This window comes from uncultured Sphingomonas sp. (assembly GCF_937871615.1).
Classification (GTDB): Bacteria; Pseudomonadota; Alphaproteobacteria; order Sphingomonadales; family Sphingomonadaceae; genus Sphingomonas.
The window spans coordinates 1-14,618 of record NZ_CALMPA010000012.1 but is presented as its reverse complement, the minus strand read 5'-3'; the positions used below and the strand labels follow the sequence as shown (position 1 = coordinate 14,618).

At 67.1% G+C, this 14,618-nt stretch carries 13 protein-coding genes; 9 read left to right on the top strand and 4 right to left on the bottom strand.

From position 1 onward, the window contains the following. The first annotated feature begins 133 nt into the window (after positions 1–133). From Q0316_RS01780 to Q0316_RS01770, 3 genes are read left to right on the top strand one after another with little or no spacing between them, the layout of a single operon-like run. Positions 134–856 carry a DsbA family protein gene (locus Q0316_RS01780; RefSeq protein ID WP_298668815.1) on the top strand — a complete coding sequence of 241 codons (723 nt, stop codon included), beginning with the start codon at positions 134–136 and terminating at the stop codon, positions 854–856. Continuing rightward, entirely contained in the window at positions 853–1,788 is a 936-nt protein-coding gene (locus Q0316_RS01775) for an ABC transporter ATP-binding protein (RefSeq protein WP_298668813.1), read from the top strand. Before Q0316_RS01780 ends, Q0316_RS01775 begins: the two co-directional genes overlap by 4 nt. Then, positions 1,785–2,546, top strand: coding sequence for an ABC transporter permease (locus tag Q0316_RS01770; protein WP_298668810.1), 762 nt, complete (start codon positions 1,785–1,787; stop codon positions 2,544–2,546). Before Q0316_RS01775 ends, Q0316_RS01770 begins: the two co-directional genes overlap by 4 nt. Before the next feature lie 43 nt (positions 2,547–2,589). Here the strand turns inward: Q0316_RS01770 and Q0316_RS01765 are convergent, their stop codons facing one another. Beyond that, a complete protein-coding gene (locus Q0316_RS01765) occupies positions 2,590–3,807 on the bottom strand; it encodes a polyhydroxyalkanoate depolymerase (protein WP_298668807.1) in 1,218 nt (405 codons plus the stop codon). Between the two features lie 158 nt (positions 3,808–3,965). Here Q0316_RS01765 and Q0316_RS01760 point away from each other — a divergent pair, with 158 nt between their 5' ends. Both Q0316_RS01760 and Q0316_RS01755 read left to right on the top strand, forming a co-directional pair. Next, positions 3,966–5,741, top strand: coding sequence for an ABC transporter transmembrane domain-containing protein (locus tag Q0316_RS01760; RefSeq protein ID WP_298668804.1), 1,776 nt, complete (start codon positions 3,966–3,968; stop codon positions 5,739–5,741). Positions 5,742–5,911: 170 nt separating this feature from the next. Beyond that, positions 5,912–7,075: a saccharopine dehydrogenase NADP-binding domain-containing protein gene (locus Q0316_RS01755; protein ID WP_298668801.1), complete on the top strand. Its 1,164-nt coding sequence runs from the start codon at positions 5,912–5,914 to the stop codon at positions 7,073–7,075. A gap of 33 nt (positions 7,076–7,108) precedes the next feature. On the opposite strand, the gene nudC is transcribed toward Q0316_RS01755, so the two are convergent. The 3 genes from nudC to Q0316_RS01740 are packed head-to-tail and all read right to left on the bottom strand — an operon-like array spanning position 7,109 to position 10,349. After that, entirely contained in the window at positions 7,109–7,978 is an 870-nt protein-coding gene (nudC, locus tag Q0316_RS01750; protein ID WP_298668798.1) for an NAD(+) diphosphatase, read from the bottom strand. Next, entirely contained in the window at positions 7,975–9,327 is a 1,353-nt protein-coding gene (locus tag Q0316_RS01745; protein WP_298668796.1) for a serine hydrolase, read from the bottom strand. The genes nudC and Q0316_RS01745 overlap by 4 nt, the downstream gene beginning before the upstream one ends. Further along, complete coding sequence (locus Q0316_RS01740) at positions 9,327–10,349, bottom strand: A/G-specific adenine glycosylase (RefSeq protein WP_298668793.1); 1,023 nt, start codon at positions 10,347–10,349, stop codon at positions 9,327–9,329. The genes Q0316_RS01745 and Q0316_RS01740 overlap by 1 nt, the downstream gene beginning before the upstream one ends. A gap of 14 nt (positions 10,350–10,363) precedes the next feature. Here Q0316_RS01740 and Q0316_RS01735 point away from each other — a divergent pair, with 14 nt between their 5' ends. The 4 genes from Q0316_RS01735 to Q0316_RS01720 form a co-directional block, all read left to right on the top strand. Then, the gene (locus Q0316_RS01735; protein WP_298668791.1) at positions 10,364–10,885 is read left to right on the top strand and encodes a DUF721 domain-containing protein; all 522 of its coding nucleotides are present in this window, start codon (positions 10,364–10,366) and stop codon (positions 10,883–10,885) included. Then, positions 10,882–11,550 carry a thioredoxin domain-containing protein gene (locus tag Q0316_RS01730; protein WP_298668788.1) on the top strand — a complete coding sequence of 223 codons (669 nt, stop codon included), beginning with the start codon at positions 10,882–10,884 and terminating at the stop codon, positions 11,548–11,550. The genes Q0316_RS01735 and Q0316_RS01730 overlap by 4 nt, the downstream gene beginning before the upstream one ends. Positions 11,551–11,590: 40 nt before the next feature. Next, positions 11,591–12,328: a thioredoxin domain-containing protein gene (locus tag Q0316_RS01725; RefSeq protein ID WP_298668785.1), complete on the top strand. Its 738-nt coding sequence runs from the start codon at positions 11,591–11,593 to the stop codon at positions 12,326–12,328. A gap of 36 nt (positions 12,329–12,364) precedes the next feature. Beyond that, positions 12,365–14,618, top strand: a 2,254-nt coding sequence (locus tag Q0316_RS01720) for an AAA family ATPase (RefSeq protein ID WP_298668782.1), incomplete at its 3' end; no start/stop codon positions are given.

Below are 14,618 nucleotides of genomic sequence, written 5' to 3'. Positions count from 1 at the left end.
GCGCAGGCGGGAATCCATTCTCGCAGGTCTCCATGATGGAGCCGCAACCGCAGTGCTTCCGGATTCCCGCCCGCGCGGGAATGGCCGGGGTGTCGTTTGATGCGCTATCCTTTCAAGCCGAGACTTCATCCAGATGAACCGTACCCTGTTGGTGGCGCTGGTGGTGATCGGCGCGGCGTTTGGCGCGGGCGGCACCTGGCTCGCCGAACGTATCGCGCCGGGCGCGCTTTCCGATGGCGATCGCGCGCGCATCGAACACACCGTGCGCGACTATATCCTCGCCAATCCGGATATCATCCCCGAGGCGATGCAGCGGCTAAACGATCGCGAGAACGCCAAGGTGATCGGCTCGATGCGCTCGGCGATCGAGACGCCTTATGGCAACGCCTATATGGGCAATCCGAACGGCGATGTGACGCTGGTTGAATATTACGATTACAATTGCGGCTATTGCCGCGCCAGCCTGCCGACGCTGGAAAAGCTGGTGCAGGCCGATCCGAAGCTGCGCATCGTGTTCCGCGAAATGCCGGTGCTGGCCGAAACCAGCCTCACCGCCGCGCGCGCCTCGCTCACCGCCGCGTCGCAGGGCAAGTTCAAGGCATTCCACGACGCGCTTTATGCCGGCGGCCCGGTGAGCGACCAGACGATCGCCGCCGCCGCGCGCGCCGCCGGGGTCGATCTCGCCAAGACGCCGTCGGATGCCGACGACGAAATCCGCAACAACCTCGCCACCACCGCCAAACTCGGGATGCGCGGCACGCCGAGCTGGATCGTCGGCGATCGCGTATTATCCGGCGCGTTGCCGCTCGACAAATTGCAGGAGGCGATCGCCGCCGCGCGGGCCGCGCGTTCGTGACCGGCGAGGCGATCCTCCGCGTTGAGGGCGTCGCCAAAACCTATGCCGGCGGCGTAACCGCGCTGGAGCCGGTCGATCTCGCGATCCGCAAGGGGGAGATTTTCGCGCTGCTCGGCCCCAATGGCGCGGGCAAGACAACGCTCATCAGCATCATCTGCGGCATCGTCAAGCCATCGGCGGGCACGATCACCGTCGCCGGGCATGACGCGATCCGCGATTACAAGGCGGCGCGGCGCGCGATCGGGCTGGTGCCGCAGGAGCTTTCGACCGATTCGTTCGAAAGCGTGCTCGCCACCGTCACCTTTTCGCGCCGGCTGTTCGGCCATGGCCCGAACCCGGCCTATATCGAGCAGATCCTGCGTGATCTTTCGCTGTGGGACAAGCGCAAGGCGCGGATTCTGGAGCTTTCCGGGGGGATGAAGCGCCGCGTGCTGATCGCCAAGGCGCTGGCGCATGAGCCGCAGATCCTGTTCCTCGACGAGCCGACCGCCGGCGTCGATGTCGCGCTGCGCCGCGATATGTGGAAGCTGGTCCATCGGCTGCGCGATGCGGGCGCGACGATCATCCTCACCACGCATTATATCGAGGAGGCCGAGGAAATGGCCGACCGCGTGGGCGTAATCAACCGTGGCAAGCTGCTGCTGGTCGAGGAGAAGGCCGCGCTGATGCGCAAGCTGGGGCGCCGCGAGCTGGAACTGGCGCTGGTCGAGCCGCTCGCGGCGCTGCCGGACGGGCTGGAGCAATGGAGCCCGCGCCTGGAGAATGACGGCCACACCCTGCGCTACGTTTTCGATGCGCAGGCCGAGCATACCGGCGTCCCCTCGCTGCTGCGCGCGCTTTCCGATCGCGGGATCGCATTCAAGGATCTGGAAACGTCGCGATCGAGCCTGGAGGACATATTCGTCGATCTGGTGGGGGAAGAACGGCGATGAACCTCAACGGCGTCTGGGCGCTCTACCGCTTTGAAATGGCGCGCTTCGGCCGCACGATCTGGACCAGCCTGCTGGTGCCGGTCATCACCACCTCGCTCTATTTCATCGTGTTCGGCTCGGCGATCGGATCGCAGATGCGCGAAGTGTCGGGCGTGCCTTACGGCGCGTTCATCGTGCCGGGGCTGATGCTGCTCGCGATCTTTTCCGAAAGCATCATGAACGGCAGTTTCGGCATCTATATGCCGCGCTTCACCGGCACGATCTATGAACTGCTCTCCGCGCCGCTATCGCCGTTCGAAACGGTGCTCGGCTATGTCGGCGCGGCGGCGAGCAAATCTTTGCTGATCGCGCTCATCATCTTCGCGACCGCGCATATCTTCGTCGATCTCACCGTCCAGCATCCGTTCGCGATGATCGGCTATCTCGTGCTTGTTTCGGTCACCTTCTGCATGTTCGGCTTCGTCATCGGCATTTTCGCCAAGGGCTTCGAACAATTGCAGGTGATCCCGCTGCTGATCGTCACCCCGCTGACCTTTCTCGGCGGCGCATTCTATTCGGTGCATATCCTGCCCGAACCATGGCGGACGGTGACGCTGTTCAACCCGGTCGTCTATCTTATCAATGGCTTTCGCTGGACCTTCTTCGGCACCAGCGACGTGGCGGTGGCGGTGAGCCTCACCGTCACGCTCGGGCTGCTTGCCGCGTGCCTCGCCACGATCGCCGTGGTGTTTCGCACCGGCTGGCGGCTCAAGAATTAAGCCGCGATACGCCCCCGGCCGCGCCGGGGCACGCGCAACCCGATCAGTCGTGATCGGCGATCCACCGCTCCACCACCGGCGCGATGCGATCGCGCCATTTGGAGCCGTTGAAAATGCCGTAATGGCCAACGCCTTCCGCAAGCAGATATTGCTTCTTCTCGTCCGGAAGGTTCGTCGCCAGCGTCAGCGCCGCTTTGGTCTGCCCGATGCCGGAGATATCGTCCCGTTCGCCCTCCACCGCCAGCAACGCGATATCGGTGATCGCGCCAAGATCAATCGCCCGCCCGCGATGCGTCATCTCGCCCTTCGGCAGCTTGTGTTCCTGGAACACCACGTCGATCGTCTGGAGGTAGAATTCCTCGGTCATGTCGCAGACCGAGCGATATTCGTCGTAGAATTCCTTGGTCGCCTCCGCGCTTTCGCCATCGCCACGCACGAGATGTTTGAACATCTGCCAGTGGCTCATCATGTGATTGCCAAGGTTCATCGACATGAAGCCGGTGAGCTGGAGGAATCCGGGATAGACCCGCCGCCCCGCGCCCGGATACATCATCGGCACGGTGGCGATGACATTCTGGCTGAACCACGCATGTGGCCGCTCGGTGGCGAGCGTGTTCACCGCTGTCGGCGCTTCGCGCGTGTCGATCGGGCCGCCCATCATGGTGAGCGTCTTCGGTCGGCACGGATTCTTGTCCGCGCTCATCAGCGCCGCCGCCGCGTAACAGGGCACCGAAGGCTGGCACACCGCGAGCATATGCGCGCCCGGCCCGATCGCCTCCATGAATTCAACGAGATAATCGACATAATCGTCGAGATCGAAGAAGCCTTCGGACAGCGGCACCTGCCGCGCATCGCGCCAATCGGTGATGTAAACATCGCACGTCGGCAGCATCCGCTCCACCGTGCCGCGCAGCAGCGTGGCGAAATGGCCCGACATGGGCGCGACGATCAGCAGCTTCGGCCCGCCCGTCACGCCCTTGCGCACGAAGCGCTTGAGCTGGCCGAACGGCTTTTGCAGCACGATTTCCTCGATCACATCGACTTCGCGGCCATCGACGATAGTGCGATCGAGCCCGAACGCCGGCTTGCCGCGCGGCGCGGCGGCATGGGCGAACACCTCAAGCGCGGAGGCCATCACCGTGCCGCCGCCGAAATAGGCGAATGGGTTTGCCGGATTCTGCAACATGCCCGCGCCGAAATTGGCCCACGCCCCCGCGCTGGCGAGCACCGATCGCTGGAATTCATATGCGTCGTAGAGCATCGGGTATCCTGTGCTGCCGAACCTTTGAATTCAAACTAGGTAAACCGTTTCGGGTCGATGACAAATTAAAATGCTGCAATCGCGAAGCAGCTTTCGGCACGCTCCGTTGGCACGCCCGCGCCGTTGAGCCGGAAGAGCGCCCCTGCTAGGCGCGATACATGTCCACCGAAGCGCCCACCGAAGCCCCTCGCCGCCGTCTCGGCAATCTCGCGTTGGTGTGGGAGCACGCGCGCCGCTATCCCGGCAGGATCGCCGCGGCTTGCGCCGCGCTCACCGTCACTTCGCTGGCGACGATCGCAATCCCCTATAGCTTCAAGCGCGTGATTGATCGCGGCTTCGGCCCCGGAGAGCATGGCGATGTAGCCGGCCCGTTCCACTATCTGCTGATGATCGTCGTGGTGCTGGCGGTGGCGACGGCGATCCGGTTCTATTTCGTGTCATGGCTCGGCGAGCGTGTGGTGGCGGATATCCGCGCCCGCGTGCAGCGCCACTTGCTCACGCTCACCCCGCGTTTCTTCGAGGAAAATCGCCCGTCCGAAATCGCCTCGCGGCTGACGGCGGATACCGCGCAGATCGAGAATGTCGTCGGATCGACCGTTTCCGTCGCGCTGCGCAATCTTTTCACCGGCTTTGGCGGGCTGATCTATCTGTTCGCGATCTCGCCCAAGCTCGCGGGGATGCTGGTGCTGGGCATTCCGGTGGTGATCCTGCCGATCGCGCTGCTCGGGCGCCGCGTGCGCGCCTATTCGCGCACCTCGCAGGATCGCATCGCCGATGTCGGCGCGATGGCGACCGAAACGCTCGGCGCGATGAAGATCGTGCAGGCGTTCGGGCAGGAGGAACGCGAGGCGCAACGCTTTTCCGACGCGGTGGAGGCGACGATGGCCGCCGCCCGCCACCGCATCCTGGTGCGCGCGATGATGACCGCGATCGTCATCGGGCTGATCTTCGGCTCGATCACGCTGGTTCTGTGGGAGGGCGCGATCGACGTTGCCGCGGGGCGCCTTTCCGGCGGCGCGATCGCGGCTTTCGTGCTGACCGGCGGGATCGTCGCCGGCGCATTCGGCGCGCTGACCGAGGTTTATGGCGATCTGTTGCGTGGCGCAGGCGCCGCCGGGCGCCTTTCCGAACTGCTCGCCGAACGCCCCGAGATCGCCGCGCCCCCTGCCCCGCTGCTGCTCCCGCTGCCGCCGCGCGGCGCGGTCGCGTTCGAGCATGTCGAATTCCGCTATCCCACGCGACAGGATACAGCGGCACTCCACGATTTCAGCCTGGCGATCACGCCGGGCGAAACCGTGGCGGTGGTCGGCCCGTCGGGCGCCGGGAAGACGACGCTGTTCCAGTTGCTCCAGCGCTTCTACGATCCGGCGAACGGGCGCATCACGATCGACGGCATCGACCTGCGTGATGCCGATCCCGCCGCGATCCGTTCGCATATCGCGATGGTGCCGCAGGAGACGGTGATCTTCGCCGCCTCCGCGCGGGACAATCTGCGCTACGGCCGCTGGGAAGCGCATGACGATGAGCTTTGGGCCGCCGCCGAAGCCGCCAATGCCGCCGATTTCCTTCGCGCGCTGCCCGATGGGCTGGATACCTATCTCGGTGAAGGCGGGGCGCGGCTGTCCGGCGGGCAGCGGCAGCGCGTGGCGATCGCCCGCGCGCTGCTACGCGATGCGCCGATCCTGCTGCTCGACGAGGCGACGAGCGCGCTCGACGCGGAAAGCGAATTGCTCGTCCAGCAGGCGCTTGACCGGCTGATGACCGATCGCACCACGCTTGTCATCGCGCATCGCCTCGCCACCGTGCGCGCCGCTAACCGCATCGTGGTGATGGACGACGGGCGGATCGTGGAGGAAGGCACCCATGCCGCGCTGATGGCGCGCAGCGGCCTTTATGCGCGGCTCGCCAGCCTCCAGTTCAGCGAAGCGGCGTAGCGCAGGCCGCTCTCCCGTCATTCGCGCGAAGGCGGGAATCCATTCACGCTGAACGATCTGATAGAAGCGAAACACAAGTGCCTCAGGATTCCCGCCTTCGCGGAAATGACGGGCTTGGTTGGTACACAAATGTCCCTATCCTATTGGGGGAAAATACAAGGAGAGCTGCAATGGCCCGCGAATTCGATGTGATCGTTTATGGCGCAACCGGCTTCACCGGGCGGCTGGTGGCGGAATATCTCCAGCTAACCTATGGCGCGGGCGGCCCGAAATGGGCGATGGCCGGGCGCTCGCTCTCCAAGCTTCAGGAAGTACGCGACGAAATGGGCGTCGCCGCCGAGGTGTCGCTAATCACCGCCAATGCGGACGATCCCGCCAGCCTCAGCGCGATGGCAGCCCGCGCGACCGTGGTGATCTCCACCGTCGGGCCGTATCAACTCTATGGCAGCGATCTCGTCGCCGCCTGCGTCGAGACCGGCACGGCATATGTCGATCTGTGCGGCGAGCCGGGATGGATGCGCAAGATGATCGACGCGCATGAAGCGCGGGCGAAGGAAACCGGCGCGCGGATCGTCTTTTCCTGTGGCTTTGATTCGATTCCGTTCGATCTGGGTGTGCTGACCTTGCAGGAGGCCGCGATCAAGCGCTTCGGCAAACCCGCGCCGCGCGTGAAATGCCGCGTGCGGACGATGAAGGGCAAATTCTCCGGCGGCACCGCGGCGAGCCTGAAGGCGACGCTGGCCGCCGCCGCGCGCGATCCCTCGCTGCTCGCGCTGCTCACCAGCCCGTTCGCGCTCACCCCCGGCCACAGCGGCCCGCATCAGCCGACCGGGCTGATTCCGGAATATGATCCGACGATCAACGCCTGGGTCGCGCCGTTCATCATGGCGCCGATCAACACCAAGAACGTCCATCGCACCAATTTCCTCCTCGGGCAGAAATACGGCGGCGATTTCGTTTATGACGAGATGATGGTCGCGGGGCTGGGCGATATCGGCAAGGCCGCCGCCGAAGCGATCGCGAAGATGAACCCGCTGGGCGGCGACAAGGGGCCGAAGCCCGGCGAAGGCCCGTCGAAGGAAGAACGCGACAGCGGGCATTACGATGTGCTGTTCATCGGCCTGATGCCCGATGGCACGCGGATCGACGCGGTCGTCACCGGCGATCGCGATCCGGGCTATGGCTCCACCAGCAAGATGCTCGCGGAAAGCGCGCTTTGCCTGGTCGAGGATGTGGCGGGCAGCGGCGGCATATGGACGCCGGGCGCGATCATGGGCGATGCGCTGCGCAAGCGGCTGATCGCGAAGGCGGGGATGACGTTCACCGGCGGATGAGCGCGGGGCGGACGTTACCCGCGCCGCCACCCGCTATCCCCGCGCCCATTCGGTTAGCAGCGTATGCGCGATCGCGTAGCGCGGCGGCGCGGTGAACGGCGCGTCTTCGCCCGCGAGCGATGCGCGCACCTCGTCGCGGGTGAACCAGCCGGCAGTTTCCAGTTCGTTTCTGTCGATCGTCAGCGCATCCCCCTCGGCGATGCCGACGCAGGCGATCATCAGTTGCGACGGGAACGGCCACGGCTGGCTCGCGACATAACGCACCTCGCCGACGCGCACGCCGGCTTCCTCGGCGATCTCGCGGCGCACCGCTTCTTCCAGCGACTCCCCCGGCTCGACGAAACCGGCCAGCGCGGAATAGCGGCCAGCGGGCCAGCTCGGCTGGCGGCCAAGCAACGCGCGACCGTCATGCTCGGCGATCATGATAACCACCGGGTCGACGCGCGGGAAATGCTCCGAATTGCAATTGTCGCAGCGCCGCGCCCAGCCGGCCCGAAACATCCGCGTCGGCCCGCCGCAACTGGCGCAGAAACGGTGCCGCGCGTGCCAATCGAGCACCGAGCGCGCGGCGGCGAAGGTGGCCGCCTCCCCCTCCTGAAGCTGATCGAGCATACCGAACAGGCTGGGTGAGCGAAAAGGCGGCGCGGCGCCCGCCGCCGGTTCGTATGCCGCGAAGCGCGGGCGCCCTTCGTCCAGCCCGAGCAGCACGAACTCCGCCTCGTCCGATGCCTCGGTCAGCATCGTCCAGCCGAGCCGGCCATCCTCGGTTACTTCCGGTTCCCAGCCTTCGAGCTTGAGCAGCCGCGCCTGCCAATTGCCGATCGCGGCGGCCAGCGCATCCGCATCGTGGCGCATGTGATCGGCGCGATCGAGCGTGCCGCCGGTAAATCCCGTCGCGATCATCGGTGGAACCTCGCGACATCCCTGGCGAGTGCTGCGACCACTTCCTGCCGCAACGGCCATTTCTCCGACGGAAAATATTGCACCATCACTGTGCCGCGTATCTTCTTCACCGGATCGACCCAGGCGATCGTGCCGGCGGCACCGCCCCAGCCATAGGTGCCCTTCGCCGGCACCCCGCCGGGGCCATCCTCCAGATAGACCGAACCGCCCGCGCCGAAGCCCATCTTCGCGGACATGTTGCCGCCAGTGCCATCGCCCAGCCCGCCGAAGATCACTCCCGCCGGCAGCAGGTTCGACATGGCCAGCGCCGCCGTTTCGGGCTTCATCACCTGCACGCCATCCAGCGTGCCGCCATCCTGCAACATATGGAGAAAGCGATCATAATCGCGCGCCGAGCTTACCAGCCCCGCGCCGCCATAGGGAAAGCTCGGCGGCTGAAGGTAAACCGATGTGGCCGCCGGATCTATCGGCATCCGCTGGTCACCAACGAAAACATAATTGGTCGACAGGCGCCCCGCCTCGCGCGCGGGAACGGTCCAATAGGTCGATGTCATCCTGAGCGGATCGAGCAGCTTCGTCTGGACGAAGCGATCGAACGGCATCCCGCTCGCCTTTTCGATCACCGCGCCCATCACGTCGAGGCCGATCGAATAGCTCCACTTCGTCCCCGGCTGCGCGATCAGCGGCGCCTGTGCGACGCGATCGGCGAATTCCGCGAGCGTCGCCGGACGGGCTTTGCGTGCCTGCACCTCCATCTGCGCATTGACCTGACCGGGAAGGATGCCCAGCCGCTCATATTCCTTGAGCAACGGCCCCTTGGCGGAAATGTTGTAGCTGAGGCCCGCGGTGTGGGTCAGCAATTCGCGGATCGTGATCTGGCTTTTCGCCGGAACGCTGTCCAGCGAGGTATCCGGGCTGGTCAGCACGCGCATCTTGGCAAAGGCGGGGAAGTATTTGCTGAGCGGATCGTCGAGCCGGATCTTGCCTTCCTGCACCAGGATCATCGCCGCCATGCCGGTGATCGGCTTGGTCATCGAATAGACGCGCCACAGGCTATCCGGCCCGGCGAGCGCGGCATTGGGATCATCGCTGATCCGGCCGGCGGAAACGAACAGGGTGGGCCGATCGCCGAAGCCGAAGGCGCCGACCACGCCGGGCATCTTGCCATCCGCGACATAGCCATCGAACAGCGCCTGCATATTGGGCAGGATCGAATTGGTGCGCGCAGCGACCGTCGGCATCGCGGGCGTCTGCACCGCCGGCGCGGGCTCCGCCTGCCGCGCGATGCTCGCCCCGGCGGCGATCATCGCCAGCGCGCCACCGGCGCCGATCAGATGGATTAACCGCATCACACTCCCCTAATCGCCCGTGCGGCCTTGGCGAAGACGGTCGGCAAGCCCGCCGAATCAATCGTCTCCACCGGCCACCATTCCTCAGCCTCGCGCGGTTTGTGCGCGTCCGCGCGGGCAACGGCAAGCGCGAGTTCGAGCGCGAAATGCGTGAAAACATGGCTAACCGTCGTGTTGAGCAGCCGCCACTCCCCCGCCACCGGCGCATCGGCCAGCGCGGGCTGGCTGTCGGCCCATGGCCCCGTCGGCAAGGCGCGCATCCCGCCAAGCAGCCCATGCGCCGGGCGCCGCACGAGCAGCACCGCGCCATCGCGCTCCAGCCAGAAGATCGTGCCGTAACGCTGTGGCCGCGGCTTTTTCGCCGGCTTCACCGGATAGCTTTCCTGCGCCCCCGCCGCCCGTGCGCCGCAATCCCCGGCGAGCGGACACAACATGCAGCGCGGGCTGCGCGGCGTGCAGATGCTCGCGCCAAGGTCCATCATCGCCTGCGCGAAATCACCGGCGCGCTCATCGGGCGTGATCGCCTCTGCGGCGGCGCGAACGGCGGATTTGCCGGCGGCCATGAACAACCGCGAGACAACGCGCTCGACATTGGCGTCGATCACCACCGCGCGCCGCCCGAAGGCGATCGCGGCGATCGCGGCGGCGGTATAGTCGCCGAGACCCGGCAAAGCGCGCAGCGCCGCCTCCGTATCGGGCAGCCTGCCGCCATGCTCGATCACAACGATGCGCGCCGCCTTCACCAGATTGCGCGCGCGGGCGTAATAGCCAAGCCCCGCCCAGGCGGCCATCACCGCCGCTTCGTCGGCGGCGGCAAGGCTGGCGATATCCGGCCAGCGCGCGATCCATTGGGAAAAGCGCGGGATCACCGTCGCCACCGTCGTCTGCTGGAGCATTACCTCGCTCAGCCAGACGCGATAGGGATCCGCGCGGGCGCCCGGTGCCGCGCGCCATGGCAGGTCACGGCGATGCGCGTCATACCAGATAAGCAAATCGTCACTGATCGAGCGCTTGGCGTCCACGCCCCGGCTATGGCATGAGCAGCCGAATGAGCAAGCGCCCGCGTGCACCACAGCCAGAGCCAGTGCGGCAGAACCGGGCGCGACAGGTGGCCGAACTGCTGCCGGCGATCGGCGGCGCGGCGTTTCGCAGGTTCGGCTTCGTCCAGTCCGCCGTGGTGACGCGCTGGCCGGAGATCGTTGGCGAGAAGCTGGCCCGCGCCAGCAGCCCCGAATCGATCCGCTTCCCGCAGGGGAAGAAGCAGGATGGCGTGCTGACGCTCACCGTGCGCGGCGCCCATGCCGCGATGATGAGCCATATCACCCCGGAGATCATCGAGCGGGTGAACCGCTTCTTCGGTTATGCCGCGATCGCGCGCGTCTCGATCCGGCAGGGCGATGTCGCGCCACGCGCAATTCCCCGCCCGCGCCCCGAGCCACGCCCCGTCCCCGCCGAACTGGGCGAGAGCCTGCGCGCGATCGGCGATCCCGAACTCAAGGCGGTGCTGGAGGCGCTTGCCTCCGGCGTCGCGACACCAAGGCTGCCGATCATCCGATGAAACGATTGCTCCCGATCCTCGCGCTCGCGCTTTCCGCCCCGCTCGTCGCCGCGCCGCGCCCATGGGCGAGCGTTGCCGCGCCCGCCGCGCAGGGCAGCTATGTCATCGGCAATCCGGCGGCGCGGGTGAAGCTGGTCGAATATGTCAGCTACACCTGCCCGCATTGTATGCATTTCACGCGCGATTCGGCGGCGGTGCTGAAAGGCAGGATGATCGCGTCCGGCTCGCTCAGCCTCGAAATTCGCAGTTCGATCCACGATCGCTATGATCTCGTCGCGGCGATGCTGGCGCACTGCTCCGGCCCGGCGATTTTCCCGAAGCTGCACGATGCGCTGTTCGCCCAGCAGGAACAATGGCTGCAACGCGCGGTGGATTTCGATTCCGCCAACGCCCAGCGGCTCGGGCTGTACGGCGCGGCGGCGCAATATCGGCTGATCGCGCAGGGCGCGGGGCTTGACGTAATCGCGCGCGAGGCGGGAATGTCGCAGGCCGCGATCGACCAATGCCTCGCCGACCCCGGCGTCGCGCAAAAGGTGATGGAGCGCGCCACCGCGATCGCCGGCAGAATTCGCGGCACCCCGGCATTCGAACTGAACGGCAAGTTGATCGAGGGCGTCGATTGGGCAAAGCTCGAACCGATGCTGCGCGCCGCCGGTGCCAAATGAACCCTTCGGGCCAAATGACAATTTCTGGAGTGAACCACCCATGACGCTTCGTTTCGCCGTTTCGGCCGCCGCGCTCGCTTTGCTTTCCGCCTGTGGCGGCAATGGCGCGGGCAATTCCTCCGCTCCTGCCGCGCCGGTCGCCGCCGTGGCCGCGCCGGCGGGGCAGGACTGGACCCAGGTTGTCTCGAAAACCGCCGACGGCGGCTATCTGATGGGCAATCCCGATGCGGCGATCAAGCTGGTGGAATATGGCTCGCGCACCTGCCCCACCTGCGGCGCGTTCGGCCAGACGGGCATGAAGCCGCTGGAGGAAAATTACGTCAAGACCGGCAAGGTCTCGTATGAATTCCGCGACTTCCTCGTCCACGCCCCCGATCTTGGCGTTGCGGCACTGGGCGAATGCGTCGGCGAGGCGCCGTTCTTCCCACTGCTCGAACAAATGTATGTCGAGCAGCCCAAGTTCCTCGAAAAGCTCGAAAAGCTCCCCACCGATTTCCAGCAGAAGCTTCAGGCGATGACCCCGGCGCAGCAGGCGACCGCATGGGTGGAATATCTCGGCTATCTCGATTTCGTGAAGCAGCGCGGCGTCACCGAGGCGCAGGCCCGCGCCTGCCTCGCCGATGGCAAGAAGCTGGAAGCGATCGCCAAGATCACCGAGGCCGGGATGCAGCAGCATAATGTCACCGGCACGCCGAGCTTCTTCCTCAACGGCAAGCCGCTCGAAGGATCGGTCACCTGGCCGCAGATCGAAGCGGCGCTGAAGAACGCAGGCGCCTGATCCCGGCGGCATCGGCGTCAAAGGGGGGCGCGCGCGATGCAGATAAAGCGGCTGAGGCTTTCGGGCTTCAAGAGCTTCGTCGACCCGGCCGATCTTCGGATCGAGCCGGGGCTTACGGGTGTCGTCGGGCCGAATGGCTGCGGCAAATCCAATCTGCTGGAGGCGTTGCGCTGGACGATGGGCGAGAATTCGCCCAAGTCGATGCGCGGCGCTGGCATGGAAGACGTGATCTTCGCCGGCACCGCGACCCGCCCGGCGCGCGATTTCGCCGAAGTCTCCATCCTCGCCGAGCTTGAGGGCGAGGAGAAGGAAGTCGTCCGCCGCATCGAGCGCGGCGCTGGTTCCGCCTATCGCATCGACGGGCGCGACGTGCGCGCGAAGGACGTGGCGTTGCTGTTCGCGGACGCGGCGACCGGCGCGCATTCGCCCGCGCTGGTCAGCCAGGGGCGGATCAGCGCGGTGATCTCCGCCAAGCCCGCCGAGCGCCGCGCGATGCTGGAGGAAGCGGCGGGGATCGCTGGCCTGCACGTCCGCCGCAAGGATGCCGAGCAAAAGCTGCGCGCGACCGAGGCAAATCTCCAGCGGCTCGACGAAGTGATCGCGGATCAGGAAACACGCGCGGCGGCGCTGCGGCGGCAGGCGCGACAGGCCGAGCGCTATCGCGTGCTTTCCGCGCAAATCCGCGTCGCCGAGGCGCGGATGATCTTCAGCCGCTGGCGCGAGGCGGCAGGCGCTTCGGATGCCGCAAAAGCCGAAGCCGCCGAGGCCGAAACACGCGTCGCCCGCGCCGGAGAAGCACAAGACGCCGCCGCCGCCTATCAGATGCAGGCGACCGAAACATTGGCCGAGGCGCGCGCCGCAGCACTCGCCGCGCGCGATCGGGTGACCGATGTCGCGCACCGGCTCGCCACACTCACCACCGAAAAGGCCGGGATCGAACGCCGCCTCGCCGAACTGGCGGACGCAGCCGCACGGATCACCACGGATCGCGAGCGCGAGGGGCAACTCGCCAATGATGCCGCCGAGGCGCTGGCGCGGCTCACCGGCGAGAGCAAGGCGCTGGAGGCGGAAATCACCGCCGCCGCCGCCGATCTGCCCGCACTCGATCATGCGCAGGCCGAAGCGGAGCGCGACGCGCGCGACGCCGAGGTGGCGCTCGCGCAGGCGCTGGCGCGACAGGCGAGCGAGGCGGCGGAAACGCGCGTTGCCCATGCGGCACTCGCCGCCGCGCGCGCCCGCGCCGAACGCGCCGAACGCGAGGCACGCGCCGCCGCCACCGCTCTCGCCGCTTTGCCCGATGCCGGGCCGCTGGAGGAGGGCCGTGTGGGCGCGGAGCAGGCGCTGGCGACCGCTCAAACCGACGCCGGACAGGCGGGGCGCGATCTCTCCTGCGCCGAGGAGGAGGAGAAATCCGCCCTCTCCGCCCGCGACGAGGCACAGAGCCGCCGCGCCGCCGCGCGCGCGGAACTCACCGCGCTGGAGAGCGAGGCCGCCACGCTCACCCGCGCGACGCAGCGTTCGGGCCGCGATCGGTTGCTCGATCACGTCCGCGCCACGCCCGGCTACGAACGTGCGCTCGCAGCGGCATTGGGCGACGATCTGGAGGTTGGGCTGGATATCGCCGCGCAAGCGCATTGGGCGGGCGCGGCGGCGCTGCCCGGCGATCCCGCGCCCGCCGGGGATGCACTTGCCGCGCATGTCGCCGCGCCGCCGCAACTCGCGCGGCGGCTGGCGCAGATCATCGTCGTCCCGGCGGACGACGGGCGCGCGCTCGCGGTCGGGCAGCGGCTGGTGACGCTGACGGGGCAGCTTCGTCGCTGGGACGGGTTCGTCGCACGGAGCGGCGGAGCAGCGGCGGCGGAGCGGCTCGAACGGCTCAATCGGCTCGCCGCGATCGAGGAGGAATTACCCGCCGCGCGCACCGCCGTAACCATGGCCGACGCCGCGCTTGCCACGATCGACGCCGCGATCGCCGCCGCGCGCACCGCCGCCGGCACCGCACGCGCCACCCTCTCCCGCGCCGAAGCTGCCGCCCGCGACGCCCAGCAGCGCATCGACCGCGCGGCCAATCAGATCGAGCGGCTCGCCGGGCAGCGCACCGATCTTGCTGCGCGCGCCGCACAAACCGGCGCGGAGCGCGATGTGGTCGCTGCCGAAGTCGCGCAGGCCGAGGCCGCGATCGTCGCGCTGCCCGATACCAGCGCGACCGCGGGCGAGGTCTCCGCGCTCCAGCGGTCAGCCGAATCCCGGCGCGGCGCCGTTGCACAGGCGCGCGCCGACCGCGCCGCGC

Excerpts from the sequence above, each read along its gene's own strand:
- Q0316_RS01780 (WP_298668815.1), top strand. The coding sequence starts at position 134 with ATGAACCGTACCCTGTTGGTGGCGCTGGTGGTGATCGGCGCGGCGTTT.
- Q0316_RS01755 (WP_298668801.1), top strand. The coding sequence starts at position 5,912 with ATGGCCCGCGAATTCGATGTGATCGTTTATGGCGCAACCGGCTTCACC.
- Q0316_RS01735 (WP_298668791.1), top strand. The coding sequence starts at position 10,364 with ATGAGCAGCCGAATGAGCAAGCGCCCGCGTGCACCACAGCCAGAGCCA.
- Q0316_RS01725 (WP_298668785.1), top strand. The coding sequence starts at position 11,591 with ATGACGCTTCGTTTCGCCGTTTCGGCCGCCGCGCTCGCTTTGCTTTCC.
- Q0316_RS01760 (WP_298668804.1), top strand. The coding sequence starts at position 3,966 with ATGTCCACCGAAGCGCCCACCGAAGCCCCTCGCCGCCGTCTCGGCAAT.
- Q0316_RS01730 (WP_298668788.1), top strand. The coding sequence starts at position 10,882 with ATGAAACGATTGCTCCCGATCCTCGCGCTCGCGCTTTCCGCCCCGCTC.
- nudC (WP_298668798.1), bottom strand. The coding sequence starts at position 7,978 with ATGATCGCGACGGGATTTACCGGCGGCACGCTCGATCGCGCCGATCAC.
- Q0316_RS01770 (WP_298668810.1), top strand. The coding sequence starts at position 1,785 with ATGAACCTCAACGGCGTCTGGGCGCTCTACCGCTTTGAAATGGCGCGC.
- Q0316_RS01745 (WP_298668796.1), bottom strand. The coding sequence starts at position 9,327 with ATGCGGTTAATCCATCTGATCGGCGCCGGTGGCGCGCTGGCGATGATC.
- Q0316_RS01765 (WP_298668807.1), bottom strand. The coding sequence starts at position 3,807 with ATGCTCTACGACGCATATGAATTCCAGCGATCGGTGCTCGCCAGCGCG.